Below are 22,161 nucleotides of genomic sequence, written 5' to 3' on the forward strand. Positions count from 1 at the left end.
CCTGAAACGTTTTAGAAAATAAGTAAGGCCCTGTCACCTCGCGGCAACGGCTATATTCTTGTGGCACCGCTGCAGATATGCCGATGCCAAAATCAAGCAGCTTGCGGGGCCAGTTCGCCTTCGTCACGCATCTCGATGGCGGTCAACGCCGGCACGGTGCTTGCGAGCGTCCGCCACGTGATCAGTTCGAACGTGCCGTCCTCGTGCTCGGCGACGGCCGTGCAACTTTCCACCCAGTCGCCGGTATTGATGTAGCGGATGCCGTCCATATCCTGAATGACGGCATGATGGATATGACCGCAGATCACCCCGTCGGCGCCGCTCTTGCGCGCCTCTTCGGCGACGACGCGCTCGAATTCGCCAATGAAATTGACGGCATGCTTGACCTGCAGCTTGGCCCAGGCCGAGAAGGACCAGTAAGGCATGCCGAGGCGCCGGCGCACAGCCGCCAGCAGAATGTTGATGCGGATCGCCGTATCGTAGGCCCAATCGCCGAGATAGGCGAGCAGGCGGGCATTGCGAACGACGACGTCAAATTCGTCGCCATGCAGGATCAGGTATTTCTTACCGTCGGCGCCGTCATGCATCATCCGCTCGACGACCTCGATGCCGCCGAAATGCATGCCCGGAAAATCGCGCAGGAACTCGTCGTGATTGCCGGGGATATAGACGACGCGCGTGCCCTTGCGCGCCTTGCGCAAGAGCTTCTGGACGACGTCGTTACAGACCTGCGGCCAATACCAGCTACGCTTCAGCCGCCAGCCGTCGACAATGTCGCCGACGAGAACGATCGTATCTGCCTCGTGGTAGCGCAGGAAATCCAGCAGGAAGTCGGCCTTCGCGGCCTTCGAGCCGAGATGGACATCGGAAATGAAGAGCGTGCGGAAATGTCTGGGTTCCATCATGTCTATCACGAGCTACGGCTCATGCCCCATCTTTCATATAGCCTTCCAAAACCAGACTCGTGTTTCAGGAAGATGACAGACTGGGGGGAAAGCCCTGCAAAGCTGGTTATCGCAAGCCGATCGTCCGGTCACGAATCGCCTTCCTGCAATGTTGCCCCGCACACCACTCGCGTTCATGATGAGGCGATTCCAAGTCTGACAATGCGGGGACGGCTGATGCGCCTTTTTCTCGTTCGCCACGGCGAATCCCTCGGCAATATCGATGAACGGGCCTATCGCCAGTTCGGTGATCACAGCGTCCCACTGACGCAATGGGGCTACCGGCAGGCTTTGGAGGCCGGCTGCGTGATCACATCCTATCTGAGGGGATTGCCGGACGACGGATTTCAGAAGCTGCGCATCTGGTACTCGCCGTTTCTGAGAACACGACAGAGCAAGGATGCGTTGCTCAATGCCCTTCCGGAAGATTTCGTTGGCGATGTCAGGGAAGATTATCTGCTGCGCGAACAGGATTTCGGTCTCTTCACCGAAATTTACGACCAGGCCGAAAGGAAACAGAAGTTCCCCGAAGAATTCGAAAAATGGGCGCGGCTGCGCAGCAATAGCGGCAAGTTTTATGCGCGTCCACCCGATGGCGAAAGCCGGGCGGATGTCGCCCAACGGGTTCGTCTCTTCCTCCAGACGGTCATGCGCGACGGCGAGAACGACGACCATAACATCGCCATTGTCGGTCATGGCGTTACCAACCGGGCGGTCGAAATGAACTTCCTGCAGCACCCAGTTGAATGGTTCGAGCGCTCCGACAATCCCGCAAATGCCGACATCACGCTGATCGAGGGCACGCGCTCGCAAGGCTATGCGTCGATCCTGCTGCACCGGGCGGCCGACCGGCTGCCCGGACAGGATGGCGAGCTGCGTGATGCCCATGGCGCCGACGTGACGATCACACCAAAGCTTGGTGGCTGACCCCACTCAGTGGAAAGATGAAGCTTGGATCCGTTCATCTGTCCGATGTCTGCTCGAGCTCGCGCGCCACGACTTCGTCCCCCCTTGTAGGGGGGACGGATTTCGCGGTCGCAGAGCCGTATCGATCAGGCAGCCCGCACGGCCGCCACCGGTTTCACATTCTGATTCATGCGGAACAGATTGTCCGGATCATAACGCAGCTTGATTTCAGCGAGACGCGCATAATTGGCGCCATAAGCCATCTCGACCCGATCCGTCTCATCCTCCGGCATGAAATTGATATACGCGGTACCCACAGCATGCGGCTTGGTTGCTTCGAAAAGTTCGCGCGCCCAGCCGATGCAGCTTGCGTCCATCCCGGTCTCCCGCCAGCGTGCGTGCACATTCATGACGAAATGCGAGCTGCGCTGCGGAAAGGCAGAGGCTTCGGTCGGAATACGGCCGGCGGCCCCACCGACATGACCGATGAATATCTCACATTCCGGCCCCGGCAGCTTGCGCACGGCGCCGAGGAGAACATCAATCGCGGCATCCGAAAGCGCGGCGAAATCCTGGCTCTTCCAGTAATTGCGCGCCCCCGGTGTCAGAAGCGGATCGAAAGCCTGCTGCCAGCCGGTAAACGGCACCGGACCGACGACATCGGCAATCGGTTTTCCGATCGCCCGCAATCTGGCCGTCGCCTTTTCCCCCGCCGCAATATCTCCGCAATAGCACATGGCGAGCACCACGATCTCCTTGCCGTGCCATTCGGCCGGAAGGAACGGCAGCGGCGGCGCCTGGCGCATCACCACCCAGCAGGTCAGTTCATCGGGTGCCGCTTCCAACGCCTGACGATATTCCCGCAGTACCTTCTCCGCATCGGCGAAAGGATGCACGACCAATCCGGCGAGTACTTCGGAATGGAGCGGGTTGAGCTGGAATTCGAAGGAGGTCACCACGCCGAAATTGCCGCCGCCGCCGCGCAGCGCCCAGAAGAGATCCGGCCTCTCCGTTTCGCTCGCCTTCACCAGCTCGCCATCGGCCGTTACCACATCCACGGATATCAAATTGTCGAGGGTGAGCCCGAATTTGCGGGTGAGCCAACCGAAACCGCCGCCGAGCGTCAATCCTGCGATGCCGGTCGTCGAATTGATGCCGGTCGGCAGAACCAGTCCGAAGGCCAGCGTTTCCTTGTCGATGTCACCGAGCGTGGCACCCGGCTCAATTCTGGCGCGGCTTATCTCGGGATCGACCCGCACCGATTTCATCGCCGACAGATCAATGACGATGCCTCCTTCGCACATGGCGTTGCCGGCAATGCCGTGCCCGCCGCCGCGCACCGACAGGAGCAAACTGTTGTCGCGGGCAAACCGCACCGCGCGCACGACGTCGGCCGCCCCGGCGCAACGCGCGATCAGTCCGGGCCGACGGTCGATCATCGCGTTCCAGATCGCCCGAGCCTCGCTGTAATCCGTATCCTTGCTGGTCAGGAGATTGCCGCGAAATCCAGCGGCAAAAGCATCCATGGCCACGTCATTGACCATCGTCTGCCCGCTTTGCAGCGTCGTCAGGTTCAAATTGTCCATGATTTCCTCCCTGCGACCGGCGCCCCGCACCGTCGCGGGCGGCATTTTGCGCTTGCGGCCGTCGCCAGACAAGTTTCCCCAAAAGGATTAGCTGCCGCATGGGCCGCGACGTCGGACATGACAGAGAGATCGGGAGAATGGCGGCAGGCCTCATCGCAGGGCGGAAGCTTGGCCCAGACCGCTCGCTCCACTTCCCACGCAGCCCTGGGAGATCGGCTGGCCCCTCACGAAAACTTCGCCTATCCCCCATTTCCATACTGTCGCCCGTATCCGATTGATGTATGGAGGGAACTCCAGAAAAAGACGTGCACGGAGGCGGCAATGGATCACCAGGATAAATCCAAGACGGACAAGAACCTGACGAGCGGCGATCTCGACGAGCAGGCGCTGTTCTTCCACCGCTATCCCCGCCCCGGCAAGCTGGAGATCCAGGCGACCAAGCCGCTCGGCAACCAGCGCGATCTGGCGCTCGCCTATTCGCCGGGCGTCGCCGCCCCTTGCCTCGCCATCCGCGACAACCCTGAAACGGCGGCCGACTATACCTCGCGCGCCAATCTCGTCGCCGTCATTTCCAACGGCACCGCCGTGCTCGGCCTCGGCAATATCGGCCCGCTGGCTTCCAAGCCGGTCATGGAGGGCAAGGCCGTGCTCTTCAAGAAATTCGCCGGCATCGACGTCTTCGATATCGAAATCGACGCGGCAAGCGTCGACCAGATGGTCTCGACCGTCAGCTCCTTGGAGCCGACCTTCGGCGGCATCAATCTCGAGGACATCAAGGCGCCGGAATGTTTCGAGGTCGAGCGGCGCCTGCGCGAGAAGATGAAGATCCCGGTCTTCCACGACGACCAGCACGGTACGGCAATCATCGTCGCCGCGGCGATCCTGAACGGCCTGGAGCTCGCCGGCAAGTCGATCGAGAACGTCAAGATCGTCGCCTCGGGCGCGGGTGCCGCCGCCCTTGCCTGCCTCAACCTGCTGGTAACCCTCGGCGCAAAGCGCGAAAACATCTGGGTCCATGACCTCGAAGGCCTCGTCTATGAGGGCCGCACCGAGCTGATGGATGAGTGGAAGGCCGTCTATGCCCAGAAGAGCGATACACGCACGCTGGCTGAAAACATCGGCGGCGCCGATGTCTTCCTCGGCCTGTCTGCCGCCGGCGTGCTGAAGCCGGAGCTGCTGGCGCAGATGGCCGACAAGCCGCTGATCATGGCGCTCGCCAATCCGACGCCGGAGATCATGCCGGATCTGGCCCGCGCCGCCCGTCCGGATGCGATGATCTGCACGGGTCGCTCGGATTTCGCCAATCAGGTCAACAACGTCCTCTGCTTCCCCTATATCTTCCGCGGCGCGCTCGATTGCGGCGCCGAGACGATCAACGAGGAAATGAAGATGGCGGCGGTGCGCGCCATTGCCGCGCTTGCCCGCGAAGAACCATCCGATGTCGCCGCCCGCGCCTATTCCGGCGAGACCCCGGTCTTCGGTCCGGACTATCTCATCCCCTCGCCCTTCGATCCGCGCCTCATCCTGCGCATTGCGCCGGCCGTCGCCAAAGCCGCCGAACAGAGCGGCGTCGCCCGCCGCCCGATCCAGGATTTCGACGCCTATTTCGATCAGCTGAACCGTTTCGTCTTCCGCTCCGGCTTCGTCATGAAGCCGATTTTCACCGCCGCCAAGGCTGCCGAGCGCAAGCGCGTCATCTTCTCGGAAGGTGAAGACGAGCGCGTGCTGCGCGCCGCCCAGGTGCTGCTTGAAGAAGGCCTGGCCAAGCCGATCCTCATCGGCCGTCCGCAGGTCATCGAAACCCGGCTCAAGCGCTACGGCCTGCGCATTCGCCCGCTGCAGGATTTCGAAGTCATCAATCCGGAAGACGATCCGCGCTTCCGCGAATATGTCGATCTCTATTTCTCGCTCGTCGGCCGCCGCGGCGTCATTCCGGAAGCCGCCCGCACCATCGTGCGCACCAACACGACAGTCATCGGGGCGCTGGCGCTGAGGCGCGGCGAAGCCGATGCGCTGATCTGCGGCCTCGAAGGCCGCTATGAAAAGCATCTGCGCGACGTGCGCCAGATCATCGGCAAGCGTCCGAACGTGCGTGATTTCTCTGCGCTCAGCCTGATGATCTCACAGCGCGGCGCCACCTTCTTCACGGACACCTACGTCACCTTCAATCCAAGCGCCGAGGAGATCGCCGAGGCAACGGTGATGGCCGCCGAGGAAATCCGCCGTTTCGGCATCACCCCGCGCGCCGCTCTCGTCTCGCATTCCAATTTCGGCTCGCGCGAATCCGAAAGCGCCACCAAGATGCGCAACGCCCTGCAGCTCGTGCGCGACGCCGCCCCCGATCTCGAAGTCGATGGCGAAATGCACGGCGAAAGCGCCATCACCGAAGCCCTGCGCAAACGCGTCATGCCGCACACGACGCTGCATGACGAGGCAAACCTGCTGGTTTTCCCGAACCTCGATGCCGCCAACATCACGCTCGGCGTGGTCAAGTCGATGACGGATGGCCTGCATGTCGGCCCGATCCTCCTCGGCGCCGCCATGCCAGCCCATATCCTCGCTCCCTCCGTCACCTCCCGCGGCGTCGTCAACATGGCGGCATTGGCCGTCGTCGAGGCATCGCAGCCGGCTTAAGCCGGCTGCCGCCAAACGAGAGCGCCGGCCCCGGCGAAGCCATATCAACCGCCCGCTAGAACAGGATGATTTTAGGCCCCGGTCGGCCTGAAATCTGAATCTTACCGCTCACACTGTTCGCCATCATGCTCTAGCGACAGACGCCCTCTGTCGGCGAGCGCATCGGCCCGTTCGTTGCCAGCAATCCCTGAATGGCCTTTGCTGGAAAAGATGACGAAAATACGCTAGAAATTTCACTGAGCTTATTAAGAGAAATGCGTTAAGGAAAACGCGCGGCCGGTTGAAGTCGCATTCGACCCACCGACCGTTTGCTCATTCCGGGACGACGCCGTGAAACGCCGAAACCTGTCTTTTGTGCTTCTCCTTGCCGTCGCGACGCCCGTCGCTGCCGAGACGAGCGCCATCTGCGACGACTTGCGCGGTCGTCTGGCCGACTTGCCGCGATCCATCGGCACCGGCAATGGGCCGGAAGCACGCCACTTTGCCGGCGCAATTGCCGAGCAGAATCTTGAGCTGCGCAAGGTCCGCAACGACCTGCGCAGCTACGGTTGCACCTCGGGCAGCATGGTGGTGATTGGCGGCGAGAATGGTGATTATTGCGCCGAGCTCTCGCAGGCCGAAGCCCGGATGATCGACAATATCCGCTATCTCCAGGATCGCCGCGCCGAACTGCGTCAGGGCGGCGGTGATGACGGCGGGCGCCGCGAATTGATGGCCGCGCTCGAGCAGAACGGCTGCAACAGCGAGAATTTCTACGACCCGTCCGAGAGCAGCGCCGACGACCCTGCCCCGAGCATCGACGAGCAGGCGATGCGCGGCGATACCTTCATTCCGCTCGGAGGCGGTGAAGAGATCGATCCGCGTTATGGCCTGCCGCGCACCGAGATGCTTTCGCCGGTCAGCACCATCTGCGTGCGCAGCTGCGATGGCGGCTTCTTCCCGATCAGTTCGAACGCCACCTCGGTCGATTTCGGCCGCGATGCTGAGACCTGTGCCAAGATGTGCCCCGGCATCGAGACCGAGCTCTTCTATCGCGACGTCAGGAGCACGGAAGCCTCGAACATGATTTCGGTGGCAACCGGCTCACCTTACAGCGCCATGCAGAACGCCTTCGCCTACAAGAACCGCGCGCCTGGTGAAAAAAATACCTGCGCCTGCAATCTCACCGCCTATTACGAAGAGATGCGCAGCAAGCAGGCGGTGGGCGAGCCGCCGCCGCAGGGCTCGATCACCACGATCCGCACCAATCCGCCGACAAAAGGTGCAGCGACAACACCCTCCCCGCAACCATCCGTTCCAGATCGTCCCTACGATCCCACGCAGAACAAGGTCCGCCAGGTCGGTCCACAATTCCTGGCCGGCGACCAGGGCTCGATCGATCTTGCCAATCCGGCAAAGCCAGGCCCGCAGCCGCAACAGCAGTGACCGCTACGGCTCGCTCCGTCCCCAGCCATCGTGGAAGACGAGTTCATCGAGCGGCAGCCGCTGCCGCCAGCCTTTGACGGAAAGCTCCGGCTCGTCATACAGCCGGTCGACGAAGCCGGCACAGAGCCATGCGACCACCTCGATATGATCGGGGATGCCGAGAATGGTTTTCAGTTCGCCTTCGCGAAAGATGCTGACCCAGCCGATGCCGATCCCTTCGGCGCGCGCCGCAAGCCAGAGGTTCTGGATGGCGCAGACCGTTGAATAGGAATCCATCCTGGGATTGTGCGTGCGCCCCAGCACGACGCTGCCGCTACGCGTGGGATCGCAGGTCACGCATATGCCAAGCGGCGCCTCGGCGATGCCCTCAAGCTTCAGCGAGCGGTACGCCTGCCGCCGCTCGCCGTCAAACATCAGTGCCGCTTCCTCATTCGCTTTGGCGAAGGCATCCCGGACCCGCGCGCGCACCTCTGGGTTTTTCACCAGGATAAAATTCCACGGCTGCATGAAGCCGACGGAGGGCGCGTGATGGGCGGCCGTCAAGAGCCGCGCCACGACGTCATCCGGCAACGGATCGGGCAGGAATTGGCTGCGAACATCGCGCCGCGTCATGATCGCGTGATATACAACCTCGCGTTCGGCCAGAGAAAAACCGGATGCCGCCGACATGGCATCCTCATCAAAGGGTCGCATCGTCAAATCCCCAACAACGCAACCGCCCGCCGTCCGCGCGGGTTGGGTCTATCTTGCCAGGCCGGTCTTCTGACTTGGCGTCATCCGTCTGCCGCAGCCTTCCCGGCAAAAGCCAGTGGCATAGTAAAGCGGCGGGCGTCGGCCTTACAGCGTTGGGCACGTTCCGGTCTTGCACCGGATTCCCGATTCTCCCGCCTGAAGAGCGGGCACCTGACGGAGCATCTATTTCAGGAAAGCGCTTCCCGGGCAAGCGCCGGCAGCAGAGCCTGGAGAGGCCATGACGAAATAGCGGTCGGCTTCCTGGCCCCGCCAGTGGACAGGCAGCGGCTGGTCATCACAACGCTTGCAAATGCATTGGACAAGCCTTTGGCCGACCCTTCTTTCAGGCTGCAGATTCTGCGTGACAACGGAAGGCCGCCACGCTAAATACGCCGCATGTCGATCACTTCTGTCTACGCCTCGCGATTTTATCGGTACCGCTGCTCACAGCGGATGCGGGTCTATGCGTAACTGAAGTCGACGCGACGACAACCCGAACAGCCGCTAGTCTACCTGGCGGCTTTTTTGTTCCGCTCGGTATGACCAAACAGGAGCCATACCGTGTCCGATACCATCGATGATCTGCGTATCCTCGAGATCACCCCGCTGACCAAACCCGCCGATATCATCGCGGAAATCCCCCGAACCGCTGCCGTCAGCGAGACGGTGACCAGCAACCGTCGTGCGATCCATAAGATTCTCGAGGGAGAAGACGACCGCCTGATCGTCGTCATCGGCCCTTGCTCCATCCACGATCCTGCTGCGGCGCGCGAATATGCCGAGCGGCTGGCGGAACAGCGGCAGCGCTTTTCCAGCGACCTCGAGATCGTCATGCGCGTCTATTTCGAAAAGCCCCGCACCACGGTCGGCTGGAAAGGCTTGATGAACGATCCGCATCTCGATGGCAGCTACTGCATCGAGGAAGGGCTTCGGATTGCCAGGCGCCTGCTGCTCGACGTCAATGCTATGGGCCTGCCCGCTGGCGTCGAATTCCTCGAGACGATCACGCCGCAATACATTGCCGACCTCGTGAGCTGGGGCGCGATCGGCGCACGCACGACCGAAAGCCAGATCCATCGCCAACTCGCCTCCGGCCTTTCCTGCCCGATCGGATTCAAGAACGGCACGGATGGCGGCGCACGCGTGGCGCTCGATGCCATCCTCGCCGCCTCGCAGCCGCATCACTTCCCCGCCGTCACCAAGGACGGCCAGGCTGCTATTGCCTCAACGAAGGGCAACGAGGACTGCCACATCATCCTGCGCGGCGGCAAGCGCCCGAATTATGACGCTGCCGATGTCCAGGCGGTGGTCAGCGAAGCCGTCAAGCTGGGCGTGGATCCGCGCATCCTCATCGACGCCAGTCATGCAAACAGCAACAAGGACCCGATGAACCAGCCGCATGTGGTCAAGAACGTCGCCGGACAGATCGCCGCCGGCAACCGCCACATCAAGGGCATGATGATCGAGAGCAACCTCGTCGCCGGCCGCCAGGATCTCGTCCCCGGCAAGCCGCTAGTCTACGGCCAATCCATCACCGACGGCTGCATCGACTGGGACATGTCGCTCGCGGTGCTGGAAGACCTGGCGAAAGCTGCCCGCGAGCGGCGCAAGGCAGCTCTCGCTGCCTGATAAACAGCATCAAGCGCGGCGGGCAGACACCCGCCGCCCAACGGGGCGGTGGGGGCCAACCCCGTATCTCACGGGTAGGTCTACCGGATACGGCTTCATAACTCACGCCCGGATGATCGATCCAAGTTCCGATTTGAAAACTGGTACGAGCAACGTGGGGTTACTAACCAACCGCCCGCCATCATGGGTGGAGCCGAGGCCGGATCATCGCCACGCGGTATAGGAGCAGATTCAATAGAGCATCCGTGGATCCACTGAATCGGGCTCGTGTTCAGTCGCGACCCTGTAATAGGTACGCACATTGTCGCGCTCGTTTTCGTAAGTCCACTTCAAGCCCCATCTGCATTCGTCGGTCTTGCACTCACGACTCTTCGATTCGAACATATCGAGTTGAAATGCCTCACCATTGATTTGACCGGTGATTGAGCCCGTTTTCCCGTTATCCTTCGATATGAGTTCAAACGCCCCTGCTCGACCATCCAGACAGTAGATCTTGCCGCGATAGGTTCGCTCGCCGGTCTCCAGCTTCCAGAAATTTGTCTTCACCTGCCATACCCTGTAGCGACCCTTGCATTGCTGCCTTTCGGCCGAGCCGATCTCAATCGTTCCCCCCATCTCCTCACTCTCATTGCTCGCAGTCACCTTTCCCAGCACCGGAGTACCCGTTGCGAGGTAGCTTCCCTCGACACCACGGACAAAAAGATATGAACATCCTGCGACTGTGAAACCCATTGCCACCATGAAGCTGGCGATCGTGAAACCACGCAGCGTCCACGCGCATCTCAAGACAGCCAGCAATGCTATACCTCCAGGTTCATCCTCATGTTTGCGGATGCCAAAAGAGCGGGTTGGAGCAGTGGGCGACCGGTCGCTACCAGCCAGAATAGCACTGAAATTCAGGTCACAATATTTCCCACAATTCAGAGGATGAATAAATGCCACAGCTCATCTTGAAATAGAATACTCCGTCCGCTTCGGCGTGTTGCCCGGGTGGACTGTTCTGGCTAGTTGCCGCCGGTAGCGTTAAAAGACGGCCGGTTTCTGAAACGGTTCCCAGCAAAGTGTTCGAGTAGGCGCTCTCTCGATATCATCAGATACCCACCACCCATCATAAAAGGCGGTGCGCCCGTCTTAAGAACTCACCGGAAAATACCTGACGTAGGCAAATTCGTCACCGTCTGGTGACCAGCAGGGCACATTGATTGTGCCCTGCCCGCCAAATAGCTCGAACAGCGTCTTCAGGTTGCCGCCATCCATATCCATCAGCCGCAGCCGCACGTCGAGATCGCGCGGGTGGTCAAAAACGCTGGGGTCGTAGGACAGGATCAGCACCTTGTCATTCTTGGGCGATGGATGGGCGAACCAGTTGCCCTGATTGTCCGAGGTCACCTGTTCGAGGCCGGTGCCATCGGGATGGATGCGCCAGATCTGCATCAGCCCGGTGCGGCTGGAGTTGAAGTAGATCCATTGCCCATCGGCGGAATAATCCGGCCCGTCATTGCGGCCCTCGCCATGCGTCAGCCGCGTCTCGACTCCGCCGTCGACGGAGATCGTATAGATGTCGAAGAGGTCGTCGCGGATGCCGCAATAGGCGAGCTGGCGCCCATCCGGCGACCAGCCGTGCCAATAGGAGGGCTGATTTTCCGTAACGAGCCGCGGCGTGCCGCCTTCGATCGGCAGGATGTAGATCGACGACTTGCCGAACTCGCTCTTGTCGGAAATGACGATCTCGGTGCCGTCAGGCGAGATGCCGTGATCATTGTTGCAGTTGACGGCAAAGCCGGTGTCGACCTGAATAACCTCGCCGCCATCGAGCGGCAGCCGGAAGAGCAGCCCGTCGCCATTCAACAGGAGATAGGAGCCGTCGGGAGCAAAATTCGGCGCTTCCACCAGCCGATCAGTCTGCCAGACCTCACGCGCCCTGCCCGTCTTGACATTATAGATCTCGACCGAGCTGCGCATGTCTTCTCCTCCCTGACATCGACGGCGTCAACGATCTCGATCGCTTCAGCGATCTCGCTTGCGTTAGCGATCTCGATTGCGTTAGCGATCTCGATTGCGTTAGCGATCCCGGAACCGGTTGGTGATGGGATAACGCCGATCGCGCCCGAAATTCTTCTTGGTGATCTTCACGCCCGGCGCCGATTGCCGGCGCTTGTACTCCGCGAGATACAGCAGGTGCTCGACGCGGTGAACGGTCGCGACGTCATGGCCGCGCGCGACGATCTCCTCGACCGCCATCTCCTTCTCGACCAGGCATTCGAGAATATCGTCGAGAACAGGATAGGCTGGCAGCGAATCCTGGTCCTTCTGGTCGGGACGCAGTTCGGCGGACGGCGCCTTGTCGATGATATTCTGCGGGATCACCTCGCCTGACGGCCCCAGCGCACTCGGCGGCACATTCTCGTTGCGCCAGCGGGACAGCGCGTAGACCTGCATCTTGTAGAGGTCCTTGATCGGGTTGAAGCCGCCATTCATGTCGCCATAGAGCGTGGCGTAACCGACCGACATTTCCGACTTGTTGCCCGTCGTTACTACCATCGCGCCGAACTTGTTGGAGATCGCCATCAGGATGACGCCGCGCGCGCGGCTCTGCAGGTTCTCCTCGGTGATGCCGCTCTCCGTGCCCTCGAAAAGATCGGAAAGCGCGCTGCTGAAGCCCGTCACCGGCTGCTCGATCGGCACGATGTCGTAGCGGCAGCCGAGCGCCTTGGCGCAATCGGCCGCGTCCTTCAGCGAATCCTCCGAGGTATAGCGGTAGGGCAGCATAACGGTGCGCACCCGCTCCTCGCCGAGTGCATCGACGGCGATGGCCGCGCAGATCGCCGAGTCGATGCCGCCGGAAAGGCCGAGAACGACGGTCTTGAAGCCATTCTTATTGACGTAATCGCGAAAGCCGAGCAGGCAGGCGCGGTAATCAGCCTCCTCGCCTTCGGGGATACGCGCCATCGGCCCTTCGGCGCAGTGCCAGCCGCTTTCGCCGCGCTTCCACGTCGTCACCGCCAGCGCCGTCTCGAACTCGCTCATCTGGAAGGCAAGCGACTTGTCGGCATTGAATGCAAAACTCGCGCCGTCGAAGACGAGCTCGTCCTGGCCGCCGAGCTGGGCGGCATAGATCAACGGCAGACCGGTCTCAATCACCTGCTTCAGCACCACCTGATGACGGATATCGACCTTGCCGCGGTAGTAAGGAGAACCATTCGGCGACAGCAGGATTTCCGCGCCGCTTTCGGCCAGCGTCTCGCAGACGCCGAGCTCGCCCCAGATATCCTCGCAGATCGGAATACCGAGCCTGATTCCGCGGAAATTGACCGGCCCCGGCATGGCCCCCTGATGGAAGACACGCTTCTCATCGAACTCACCGTAATTCGGCAGATCGACCTTGTCGCGCACTGCGATGACCTTGCCGCCGTCGAGCACGGCGACGGAATTATAACGCCCGTTCTCGTCCTGCCGGGGAAAACCGATGATGACGCCCGGCCCACCATCGACGGTATCGGCGGCCAGGCTTTCGACCGCCTTCCAGCAAGCACGGATGAAGGCGGGCTTCAGCACCAGATCCTCCGGCGGGTAGCCGGAGATGAAAAGTTCGGTCAGGACGAGCAGATGCGCGCCCTCCCGGGCCGCATCGGCGCGGGCCTCGCGCGCCTTGGTAAGATTGCCCGCCACATCGCCGACCGTTGGGTTGAGCTGGCCGATGGCGATGCGGAAGATATCAGAAAGAGCGTTTTCCTGTGTCATGTCATTTATTTAGCCTGCGCCTTTCCTAACCGCAACACGTTGGCGGTCAAAGCGTTGCATCGCGTCGACGATTTTTTTGTGAACGCCGGTAGTATGACCTTGCGGCACCGACCCGCATTGCAATTTCCTGGGGGAGCAGAATACTGGCGCCGAAATCCACTGCATCGACAACGGGCACCGGAAACAGGCCATGTCTAATCTTTCGAACTTCATGCACCATCATTTCGACAAGCCGGCCGATGAACTCGGCGACATCGAAAAACGCGTCCTGGCGAAAGCCCATGAGCGCAAGGTCATTTCGACCGACGTCAATGCCGCCTTCTCCGCCGAGGCTTCGTTCGGCGAGCGTGTCGCCGACGGCATCGCCCGTGTCGGCGGCTCCTGGTCCTTCATTATCGCCTTCCTGGCCTTCCTCGCGGTCTGGACGATCATCAACACCATCCTCCTGGCGACCCGCGCCTTCGACCCCTATCCCTTCGTCTTCCTGAACCTGATCCTGTCGATGCTCGCCGCCATCCAGGCGCCGATCATCATGATGTCGCAGAACCGCCAGGCCGAGCGCGACCGCTTCGAGGCCGCAAAGGATTACGAAGTCAATCTCAAGGCTGAACTCGAAGTGCTCTCCCTGCATCAGAAGATCGATATGCACGTGCTGACCGAGCTGACGGCGCTGCGCGAGGACGTCGCTCGCCTCAGCGCCGCGCTTTCCGCCAGAAGCTAGACCGGATACCTGTCATATTGCGGCAGGCCATCCGTGATCTCGTAGAAATCGCCCTTGTCCGTGCAATAAATGTGGTGACTGAAGGAAAGCCCGGTCGGCTCGTCGAAGCTTCCGGCCAGGACCGAAACCTCCTGCGATTCATCACCCTGCCAGAATAATGCCGAGCCGCAATTCGCGCAGAAGCCGCGCTGCGCCTCACTGCTCGACCGATACCAGCGGACAGCTTCGGCGCCCTCTAGCGAAAGAGCTGCGCGCGGCACGTTCGCCGCCGCATAATAAAACCCCGTCTGCCGGCGGCACTGGGAACAATGGCAGCCGACGACGGGTCCGGGTTTGTCCGCAATCGAATATCGCACTGCGCCGCAAAGGCAGCCGCCTGTATGCCGTTCGGTCATAACCACTCCTCCATTTTGCTGGAGGTTGCCGCCGATCGCCACGGGCGTCAAATCCATTCCGTTCAACAAGAGATCAGAAAACTTGAAGCTCAATCGCGTCGTCTCGACACGGCCGGGGCTGTTGCCCGTCGACAACACCGACCGATCTCCTGACGTCACCAAGTTGAATTGATCGAGCTTCTCGGTGATACTGTAAGTCCAATTCATTCAACCTGTGGGAGACTGTCATGAGAGCGACCCTGTCCAAACAGAAAGGAAACATCGCCCACAAGGACATTCTGCCTCATGAACATTTCGTTCTCCCGCGCGAGGAAAAGCTCGCGACGCTATAAGCCTTTCCTGAAATTTTTTCTGCGCCATCCCGAGTCCGCCGACCGCGGCCGGCGATGGGTGCGCGTGCGAAAATTTCTCTCCTACTATCGCCCGCATCTGCCGCTGCTGTTGGCGGATCTGCTTTGTGCCATCCTCGTTGCCGGCACGGCGGTCGCCCTGCCGCTTTGTGCCAATATCGTCACCAGCCGTCTTCTGGCCCTGCCCGATGCGCCGCAGGCCTTCACCCAGATCCTGTTGATGGGCGGCGTCATGCTGGTCGTTCTGGCAGTCCAGATAGCCGCGATCTTCTTCGTCGATTATCGCGGCCACGTCATGGGCGCCGGCATCGAGGCGACGGTCCGGCAGGAGCTGTTCGAGCACTGCCAGAAGCTTTCCTTCAGCTTTTACGACCGCCAGCGCACCGGCCAGCTGATGAGCCGCATCACCAATGACTCCCTGTGGTTGGGCGAGCTCTTCCACCATGGCCCCGAGGATCTCTCTATCGCCGTGCTGAAATATGGCGGCGCCATGCTGGTGCTGTTCTTCATCGATCCGGCATTGGCCAGCCTCATCCTGCTGCTGACCCCTGCGGCAGTGGCTTATGCCGTTTATTTCAACCGACGCATGAACCGCGCGCTCGAAGCCAGCAAACGGCAGATCGCGGCCGTCAACGAGCGCGTGGAGGACGCGCTCGCGGGAATCCGCGTCGTCCAGTCCTTCGCCAACGAGGCGCTGGAACAAGAACGCTTCGCCGAGCAGAATCATCGCTTTCTGCAAAGCCGCGCCGATGGCTACCGCAGCGAAGCATGGTTTTCGGTCGGCACCGAAAGCTTCGCCCAGCTCGTCACCATATTGGTGATCGTCGTCGGAGGCTTACGCATCCTAACAGCGCAGCTCACCGTCCCGGATATGCTGACCTTCCTGCTCTGCGTCGCCGTACTGGTCGATCCGGTGCAGCGGCTCGCCAATTTCGTGCGGCTCTGGCAGGAGGGCTATACCGGTTTCATCAGAGCCATGGAAATCCTGGAGATCGCTCCTGATATCACCGACCGGCCGGCCGCCCGGTCGATGCCGGTGCCAAGAGGCGAGATCAGTTTCTCCGACGTCGCCTTCGGCTACGAGGCCGATGGTCCGCGCGTACTGGAGCGGCTGTCGCTCACCATCGCGCCTGGGGAGTTTGTTGCGCTGGTCGGCCCTTCGGGGGTCGGCAAGAGCACACTTTGCGCACTCATACCGCGCTTCTATGATGTCGAGGCCGGGGCGATCCGCATCGACGGTACCGATATCCGCGATGTGACACTGGCCTCGCTCCGGCGCCATGTCGGGGTGGTGCAGCAGGATGTTTACCTTTTTGCCGGCACCGTGGCGGACAACCTGCGCTACGGCAGGCCCGACGCCAGCGATGCCGAACTGGAAGCGGCGGCCCGGGCCGCCAATGCGCACGACTTCATCATGGCTCTGCCCCAGGGCTATGATACCGATATCGGCCAGCGCGGCGTCAAGCTTTCGGGCGGCCAGCGCCAGCGCATCACCATCGCCCGCGCCTTCCTCAAGGATCCTGAGATTCTGATCTTCGACGAGGCGACCAGCGCGCTCGACAACGAGAGCGAACGGGCGGTGCAGCAGGCGCTGCTGAGCCTGGCGAATGGGCGAACCACGCTGGTCATCGCCCATCGCCTGTCGACCGTCCGCCATGCCGACCGCATCCTGGTCCTGACGGGCGACGGCATCGTCGAACAGGGCACGCATGACGATCTGATGACGCAAGGCGGCGTTTACGCCAACCTGCACAGTGTTCAGGCCAGCATCTGAAATCTGGCAGCTCGACCATCAGAGCGTCTTTATGGCTGGCCATCACACGCTCCGTCATCCTCGGCCTTGTGCTGCACAAGGCCGAGGATGACGCCGAGCGAAAGGTCAGCCTTGTGAACAAAAAAGCCCGGGAGAACCGGGCTTTTCGTCATCCGTCTGGCTCAGTCTCAGCCGTTGGCGACCATGCGCTTCTCGTCGCGGCCGCCCTTCATGCGCTCGGCAAGCAGGAAAGCGAGTTCGAGCGCCTGGTCGGAGTTGAGGCGCGGATCGCAATGGGTGTGGTAGCGATCCTGCAGGTCGTCGGCGGTGACGGCGCGGGCGCCGCCGGTGCATTCCGTCACATCCTTGCCGGTCATTTCGACATGGATGCCGCCGGGATGCGTGCCTTCGGCGCGGTGGATCTGGAAGAAGCTTTCGACTTCCGACAGTATCCGCTCGAAAGGACGGGTCTTGTAGTTGTTGAGCGTGATCGTGTTGCCGTGCATCGGGTCGCAGGACCAGACGACCTTGCGACCCTCGCGCTCGACGGCGCGGATAAGGCGCGGCAGGTTTTCGGCGACCTTCTCATGGCCGAAACGGCAGATCAGCGTCAGCCGCCCGGCTTCGTTAGCCGGGTTCAGGATGTCGATCAGCTGCAGCAGATCGTCGGCCTGCAGCGATGGGCCGCACTTGAGGCCGATCGGGTTCTTGATGCCGCGGCAATATTCGATATGCGCATGGTCGGCCTGGCGCGTACGGTCGCCGATCCAGATCATGTGGCCCGATGTGGCGTACCAGTCACCCGACGTGGAATCGACGCGGGTCAGCGCCTCCTCGTAGCCGAGCAGCAGCGCCTCGTGGCTGGTGAAGAAATCGGTCTCGCGCAGGCTCGGGTGATTTTCCGAGGTGATGCCGATCGCCTTCATGAAATCCATGGTTTCGCTGATGCGGTCGGCGAGCTTGCGGTAACGCTCGCCCTGCGGGCTGTCCTTGACGAAGCCCAGCATCCACTGATGCACGTTTTCGAGGTTGGCATAGCCGCCCATCGCGAAGGCGCGCAGTAGGTTGAGCGTCGCGGCCGACTGGCGGTAGGCCATGGCCTGGCGTTCCGGGTTCGGAATGCGCGACTCTTCGGTGAATTCGATGCCATTGATGATGTCGCCGCGATAGGCCGGCAGCGTCACGTCGCCCTGCTTCTCGACATTCGACGAACGCGGCTTGGCGAACTGGCCGGCAATGCGGCCGACCTTGACGACCGGCAGCTGCGCGCCGAAGGTCAGCACGACGGCCATCTGCAGGAACGCGCGGAAGAAGTCGCGAATATTGTCCGCACCGTGTTCGGCGAAGCTCTCGGCGCAGTCGCCGCCCTGCAGCAGGAAGCCGTTGCCTTCTGCGACATTGGCGAGATGCTTCTTCAGCCGGCGCGCCTCGCCGGCAAAGACGAGCGGCGGATAGCTGGCGAGCGTGGCCTCCGTTGCCGCCAATGCGGCTGCATCCGGATATTCGGGAACCTGCAGGATCGGTTTCTGCCGCCAGCTGCTCGGGGTCCAATTCTCTGCCATCTCACTCACCTGTTCTCGCCCCAGTTCCTGGAATGCGACTACCCTTGATAATCCGGGGGCTTATAGACCTTTAGATCCGGCTTGCAAAGATCAATCGCCCAAAGCGTCTCGTCTGCCCGCCGCAGTCGCCCATTGCCCGGTTAAACCGGCATATACCATGTCGATTTCCCCATATTTTAGACTTTGAATGTAGAAGCGGAAAGAGTTTCAACATCGGGGACATGGCATGGCGATCCTTCCGCCCGGTTTCATATCGGACCGCTCGGGCAATTTCGGCATCATGACGGCATTGCTGATGGTACCGCTTGTCGGGACGGCAGGCATGGCGGTGGATTTCGCCCATGCGCTGAGCCTGAGAACCCAGCTTTATGCCGCAGCCGACGCCGCCGCCGTCGGTTCGATCGCCGAAAAATCCGGCGCGGTCGCGGCAGCGATGGCGATGAACGGCAACGGCACGATCTCGCTCGGCAAGACCGATGCGCGCGACATCTTCATGTCCCAAGTGTCGGGGGAACTGGCCGAGGTTCATGTCGATCTCGGCATCGACGTGACCAAGACCGCCAACAAGCTGAATTCGCAGGTTTCCTTCACCGCCACGGTGCCGACGACCTTCATGCGAATTTTTGGCCGGGACTCGATTACGATCTCCGGCACGGCGACTGCCGAATACCAGACCGCCGCCTTCATGGATTTCTATATCCTGCTCGACAATACGCCCTCCATGGGCGTCGGCGCGACCCCGAGCGACGTTTCAAAGCTGGAGGCCAAGGTAGGCTGCGCCTTTGCCTGCCACCAGATGGACAAGAGCACCAACAACTATACCATCGCCAAAAGCCTCGGTGTCGCCATGCGCATCGACGTGGTGCGCCAGGCGACCCAGGCGCTGACCGATACGGCCAAGACCGAGCGCGTCAGCAGCGACCAGTTCCGTATGGGCGTCTACACTTTCGGCACCAAGGCCGAGGACGCCAAGCTGACGACGATCTCCGGCCTGACCTCCGACCTGACGAAGGTGAAGAACTATACAGACGCGGTCGATCTGATGACCATTCCCTATCAGAACTACAACAGCGACCAGATCACCAACTTCGACAGCGCCATGACGCAGATGAACACGATCATCGACCCGGCCGGTGACGGCACGTCGAACACCAGCGCCGAAAAGATTCTGTTCTTCGTATCCGATGGCGTCGGCGACAGCTACAAGCCGTCCACATGCACCAAGAAGACAACCGGTGGCCGCTGTCAGGAGCCGATCGACACCTCGTTCTGCAAGCCCCTGAAGGATCGCGGCGTCAAGATCGCCGTGCTCTATACCACCTATCTGCCGTTGCCGAGCAACAGCTGGTACAATACCTGGATCAAGCCCTTCCAGAGCGAGATCCCGACGAAAATGCAGGCATGCGCCTCGCCCGGTTTCTATTTCGAGGTGTCGCCGACCGAAGGTATCACCGATGCGATGAAGGCGCTTTTCCTCAAGGTCATCCGCGCGCCACGGATCACCAGCTAAAGTACCGGACTTAGAGCTAGACGCGCTTTCCCTCGCGAATCCGATAGCTCGGCGCATACATGGTGACGAGCTCCTCGGCTGCCGTCGGGTGCAGCGCCATCGTCTGGTCGAAGTCATCCTTGGTGCAGCCCGCCTTCAGCGTGACGCCGAGCAGCTGCGCCATCTCGCCGGCATCGTGGCCGAGGATATGGGCGCCAACCACCTTGCGGCTCGCCGCATCGACGATCAGCTTCATGATCATCCGCTCGGCCCGGCCGGAAAGCGTGGCCTTCAGCGGCCGGAATTGGGCGCGATAAACCTCGAGTTCGCCGTAACGCTTACCCGCTTCCTCTTCGGAGAGGCCGACGGTACCGATCTCCGGCTGCGAGAAGACGGCGGTCGGGATCAGCTCGTAATCCGGCCGGGTCGGGTTGTTCTTGTACTCGGTTTCGATGAAGCACATCGCTTCATGGATCGCCACCGGCGTCAACTGCACCCGGTTGGTAACATCGCCGAGGGCATAGATGTTTTCGACGTTGGTACGGGAATAGTCGTCGACGATGATGGCGCCGCGCTCGTCGACGGCGACGCCGGCCGCCTCCAGACCGAGGCCCTCCGTGTTCGGATCGCGCCCGAGCGCCAGCAGGACGACGCCAGCCTGCAGCGTGCCGTTATTCATCGTCTCGAGGGTGAGCCCATCCTCGCCTTTGGAGACCTTCTGCAGCGTGTCGTGGCAGAGAATGCGGATACCCTTGGCGACCATCGCCTCGTGCAGCCCGCGCCGCAGATCCTCGTCGAAACGCGACAGGATTTCGGCGCCGCGGTAGATCAGCGTCGTCTCGACGCCGAGGCCATGGAAAATATTGGCGAACTCGACGGCGATATAGCCGCCGCCGGCGATTACGATTGATTTCGGCAGCTCCTCAAGATGGAAGGCCTCGTTGGAGGAAATGCAGAACTCGTGACCAGGAAGGGCCGCATGCGGGTTCGGCCTTCCGCCGGTGGCGATGATGACCGTTTTTGCGGTCACCGTCTGCCCTGTTTTCGCAAGCCGGACGGTATGAGCATCGACCAGCTCGGCGCGCGATTCCAGGATCTCGGCATTGGCGCCGGCGAGCCCCTTCTTGTAGAGCCCTTCCAGCCGCGCAATCTCGGCATCCTTGGCCTCCACCAGCTTCTTCCAGTCGAAGCTGCTTTCGCCGACCGTCCAGCCGAAGCCTTCCGCATCCTCGAAATGCTCGTGAAACTGCGAGGCATAGACGAAGAGCTTCTTCGGCACGCAGCCGCGGATGACGCATGTGCCGCCATAGCGATACTCCTCGGCGATCGCCACTCTCTTGCCGAGCGAGGCAGCCACGCGAGCGGCGCGCACGCCCCCGGAACCGCCGCCGATGACGAAGAGGTCGTAGTCGTAGGAAGACATGAGGAACTCCGGAAGGGAATCGCAGGAAAGGACGTTCCTGATATAGGGGCGATCCTCATGAAAACAAAAGCCCCGCCCCTGCCTCTTCCTACCCCCATTGCCGAATCTTCATCTGAACCGGTCACCGGGTATGGTTGAGCTCGATCACCGTTCGACGGTTGACCCGGTCACCGATTTGCGGTTGACCCGGTCCGCTGCGGCTGGCAGGGCAATGCTTGAGACGCAAAAGGATGCCGGAGCAAAAGATGGATCAAACTCTGTTCGCCAAGCTGTGCAAGGCCGGCAAATTCAAAGAGGCTCTCAATCTCGCCATCGCGGGCCATGAAGACGAGAAATTCACGCCGAGCCGCTTTGCGATAGACAAGAAAACCGGACTGCCGATTTTCTACCGCGGCAACAAGCGCGTCGAGCCGGACGAGACAGGCGCCTGGCAATTGGCCAAGAGCTCGAAGGATTGGGGCTGAGCGTCATACGCATCCGCAGAGCCCGTCCCTTGGCGGATTGCCGCTGTCATCAGGTGATACGGAAATCCGTCGGCATCTTCTCAAGCCGCGTCGCTTCCGTCTCGATGCCAGAAACCGATGCCCCTGCCGGCCCGCGCCTCAAACGCTCGATCATCGTTGAGATCACATTGTCCGGGCCGGCGACCAAGGCGGCGACGGATCCGTCTGCTTCGTTGCGCACCCAGCCGGTCAGCCCGAGCCGCAGCGCCTCATCGCGCGTCCACATGCGAAAACCCACCCCTTGGACCCTGCCTGATATTCGTACTCGCACAGCCTCATAACGATCGGACATATCTGCCTCACCAACCTTCGCCGCCAGGTCTGCTTCATCATAACAAAAAAGCCCGGACGATGCCGGGCTTTCGCGA

At 61.3% G+C, this 22,161-nt stretch carries 18 protein-coding genes, 1 pseudogene and 1 riboswitch; of the genes and pseudogenes, 8 read left to right on the forward strand and 11 right to left on the reverse strand.

What is annotated here, in order from left to right; genetic code table 11:
• Nucleotides 1-92: 92 nt before the first annotated feature.
• Entirely contained in the window at nt 93-905 is an 813-nt protein-coding gene (locus AMC88_RS12015) for a UDP-2,3-diacylglucosamine diphosphatase (RefSeq protein ID WP_012484029.1), read from the reverse strand.
• 216 nt (nt 906-1,121) lie between these two features.
• Here AMC88_RS12015 and AMC88_RS12020 point away from each other — a divergent pair, with 216 nt between their 5' ends.
• The gene (locus tag AMC88_RS12020) at nt 1,122-1,871 is read left to right on the forward strand and encodes a histidine phosphatase family protein (protein ID WP_064822139.1); all 750 of its coding nucleotides are present in this window, start codon (nt 1,122-1,124) and stop codon (nt 1,869-1,871) included.
• 125 nt (nt 1,872-1,996) lie between these two features.
• Here AMC88_RS12020 and AMC88_RS12025 read toward each other — a convergent pair whose 3' ends face one another.
• Complete coding sequence (locus tag AMC88_RS12025) at nt 1,997-3,436, reverse strand: FAD-binding oxidoreductase (protein WP_012484030.1); 1,440 nt, start codon at nt 3,434-3,436, stop codon at nt 1,997-1,999.
• A gap of 321 nt (nt 3,437-3,757) precedes the next feature.
• Here AMC88_RS12025 and AMC88_RS12030 point away from each other — a divergent pair, with 321 nt between their 5' ends.
• Nucleotides 3,758-6,070 carry an NADP-dependent malic enzyme gene (locus AMC88_RS12030; protein WP_064822140.1) on the forward strand — a complete coding sequence of 771 codons (2,313 nt, stop codon included), beginning with the start codon at nt 3,758-3,760 and terminating at the stop codon, nt 6,068-6,070.
• A gap of 101 nt (nt 6,071-6,171) precedes the next feature.
• Here AMC88_RS12030 and AMC88_RS34050 read toward each other — a convergent pair.
• Nucleotides 6,172-6,270 (reverse strand): annotated as a pseudogene (locus AMC88_RS34050) (RNase H family protein); the annotation flags it as partial.
• 130 nt (nt 6,271-6,400) lie between these two features.
• On the opposite strand from AMC88_RS34050, the gene AMC88_RS12035 reads away from it, so the two are divergent.
• Nucleotides 6,401-7,495, forward strand: a complete 1,095-nt coding sequence (locus AMC88_RS12035) for a DUF2865 domain-containing protein (protein WP_012484033.1) — start codon at nt 6,401-6,403, stop codon at nt 7,493-7,495.
• Between the two features lie 3 nt (nt 7,496-7,498).
• On the opposite strand, the gene bluB is transcribed toward AMC88_RS12035, so the two are convergent.
• Nucleotides 7,499-8,188: a 5,6-dimethylbenzimidazole synthase gene (gene bluB, locus AMC88_RS12040; RefSeq protein ID WP_012484034.1), complete on the reverse strand. Its 690-nt coding sequence runs from the start codon at nt 8,186-8,188 to the stop codon at nt 7,499-7,501.
• 42 nt (nt 8,189-8,230) lie between these two features.
• A riboswitch (cobalamin riboswitch) is annotated at nt 8,231-8,417 on the reverse strand.
• Nucleotides 8,418-8,788: 371 nt separating this feature from the next.
• Between bluB and AMC88_RS12045 the strand changes: the two genes are divergently transcribed.
• The gene (locus AMC88_RS12045) at nt 8,789-9,856 is read left to right on the forward strand and encodes a 3-deoxy-7-phosphoheptulonate synthase (protein WP_012484036.1); all 1,068 of its coding nucleotides are present in this window, start codon (nt 8,789-8,791) and stop codon (nt 9,854-9,856) included.
• A 231-nt stretch (nt 9,857-10,087) separates the two neighbouring features.
• Here the strand turns inward: AMC88_RS12045 and AMC88_RS12050 are convergent, their stop codons facing one another.
• The 3 genes from AMC88_RS12050 to AMC88_RS12060 form a co-directional block, all read right to left on the reverse strand.
• Nucleotides 10,088-10,654 (reverse strand): hypothetical protein, encoded by a 567-nt coding sequence (locus AMC88_RS12050; protein WP_041683656.1) that lies wholly within the window; start codon nt 10,652-10,654, stop codon nt 10,088-10,090.
• A gap of 333 nt (nt 10,655-10,987) precedes the next feature.
• A complete protein-coding gene (locus tag AMC88_RS12055; RefSeq protein ID WP_010017626.1) occupies nt 10,988-11,818 on the reverse strand; it encodes a TolB family protein in 831 nt (276 codons plus the stop codon).
• Between the two features lie 99 nt (nt 11,819-11,917).
• The gene (locus AMC88_RS12060) at nt 11,918-13,597 is read right to left on the reverse strand and encodes an NAD+ synthase (RefSeq protein ID WP_012484038.1); all 1,680 of its coding nucleotides are present in this window, start codon (nt 13,595-13,597) and stop codon (nt 11,918-11,920) included.
• A 190-nt stretch (nt 13,598-13,787) separates the two neighbouring features.
• Here AMC88_RS12060 and AMC88_RS12065 point away from each other — a divergent pair, with 190 nt between their 5' ends.
• Nucleotides 13,788-14,318, forward strand: coding sequence for a DUF1003 domain-containing protein (locus AMC88_RS12065; protein WP_004676122.1), 531 nt, complete (start codon nt 13,788-13,790; stop codon nt 14,316-14,318).
• On the opposite strand, the gene AMC88_RS12070 is transcribed toward AMC88_RS12065, so the two are convergent.
• Nucleotides 14,315-14,713, reverse strand: coding sequence for a GFA family protein (locus AMC88_RS12070; RefSeq protein WP_064825847.1), 399 nt, complete (start codon nt 14,711-14,713; stop codon nt 14,315-14,317). The genes AMC88_RS12065 and AMC88_RS12070 overlap by 4 nt on opposite strands.
• 285 nt (nt 14,714-14,998) lie before the next feature.
• Between AMC88_RS12070 and AMC88_RS12075 the strand changes: the two genes are divergently transcribed.
• On the forward strand, nt 14,999-16,837 hold the full coding sequence (locus AMC88_RS12075) for an ABC transporter ATP-binding protein (RefSeq protein ID WP_064825322.1): 1,839 nt from the start codon (nt 14,999-15,001) through the stop codon (nt 16,835-16,837).
• Between the two features lie 167 nt (nt 16,838-17,004).
• Here AMC88_RS12075 and AMC88_RS12080 read toward each other — a convergent pair whose 3' ends face one another.
• Complete coding sequence (locus AMC88_RS12080) at nt 17,005-18,378, reverse strand: class II 3-deoxy-7-phosphoheptulonate synthase (protein ID WP_003579666.1); 1,374 nt, start codon at nt 18,376-18,378, stop codon at nt 17,005-17,007.
• A gap of 226 nt (nt 18,379-18,604) precedes the next feature.
• On the opposite strand from AMC88_RS12080, the gene AMC88_RS12085 reads away from it, so the two are divergent.
• A complete protein-coding gene (locus AMC88_RS12085) occupies nt 18,605-19,888 on the forward strand; it encodes a pilus assembly protein TadG-related protein (RefSeq protein ID WP_064825323.1) in 1,284 nt (427 codons plus the stop codon).
• 16 nt (nt 19,889-19,904) lie between these two features.
• On the opposite strand, the gene gor is transcribed toward AMC88_RS12085, so the two are convergent.
• Entirely contained in the window at nt 19,905-21,290 is a 1,386-nt protein-coding gene (gene gor, locus AMC88_RS12090) for a glutathione-disulfide reductase (RefSeq protein WP_064825324.1), read from the reverse strand.
• 245 nt (nt 21,291-21,535) lie between these two features.
• Between gor and AMC88_RS12095 the strand changes: the two genes are divergently transcribed.
• Nucleotides 21,536-21,754, forward strand: coding sequence for a hypothetical protein (locus AMC88_RS12095; RefSeq protein WP_064825848.1), 219 nt, complete (start codon nt 21,536-21,538; stop codon nt 21,752-21,754).
• A gap of 49 nt (nt 21,755-21,803) precedes the next feature.
• On the opposite strand, the gene AMC88_RS12100 is transcribed toward AMC88_RS12095, so the two are convergent.
• Nucleotides 21,804-22,085, reverse strand: a complete 282-nt coding sequence (locus tag AMC88_RS12100) for an acylphosphatase (RefSeq protein WP_064825325.1) — start codon at nt 22,083-22,085, stop codon at nt 21,804-21,806.
• Nucleotides 22,086-22,161 lie beyond the last annotated feature (76 nt).

This window comes from Rhizobium phaseoli, from assembly GCF_001664385.1.
Classification (GTDB): domain Bacteria; phylum Pseudomonadota; class Alphaproteobacteria; order Rhizobiales; family Rhizobiaceae; genus Rhizobium; species Rhizobium phaseoli.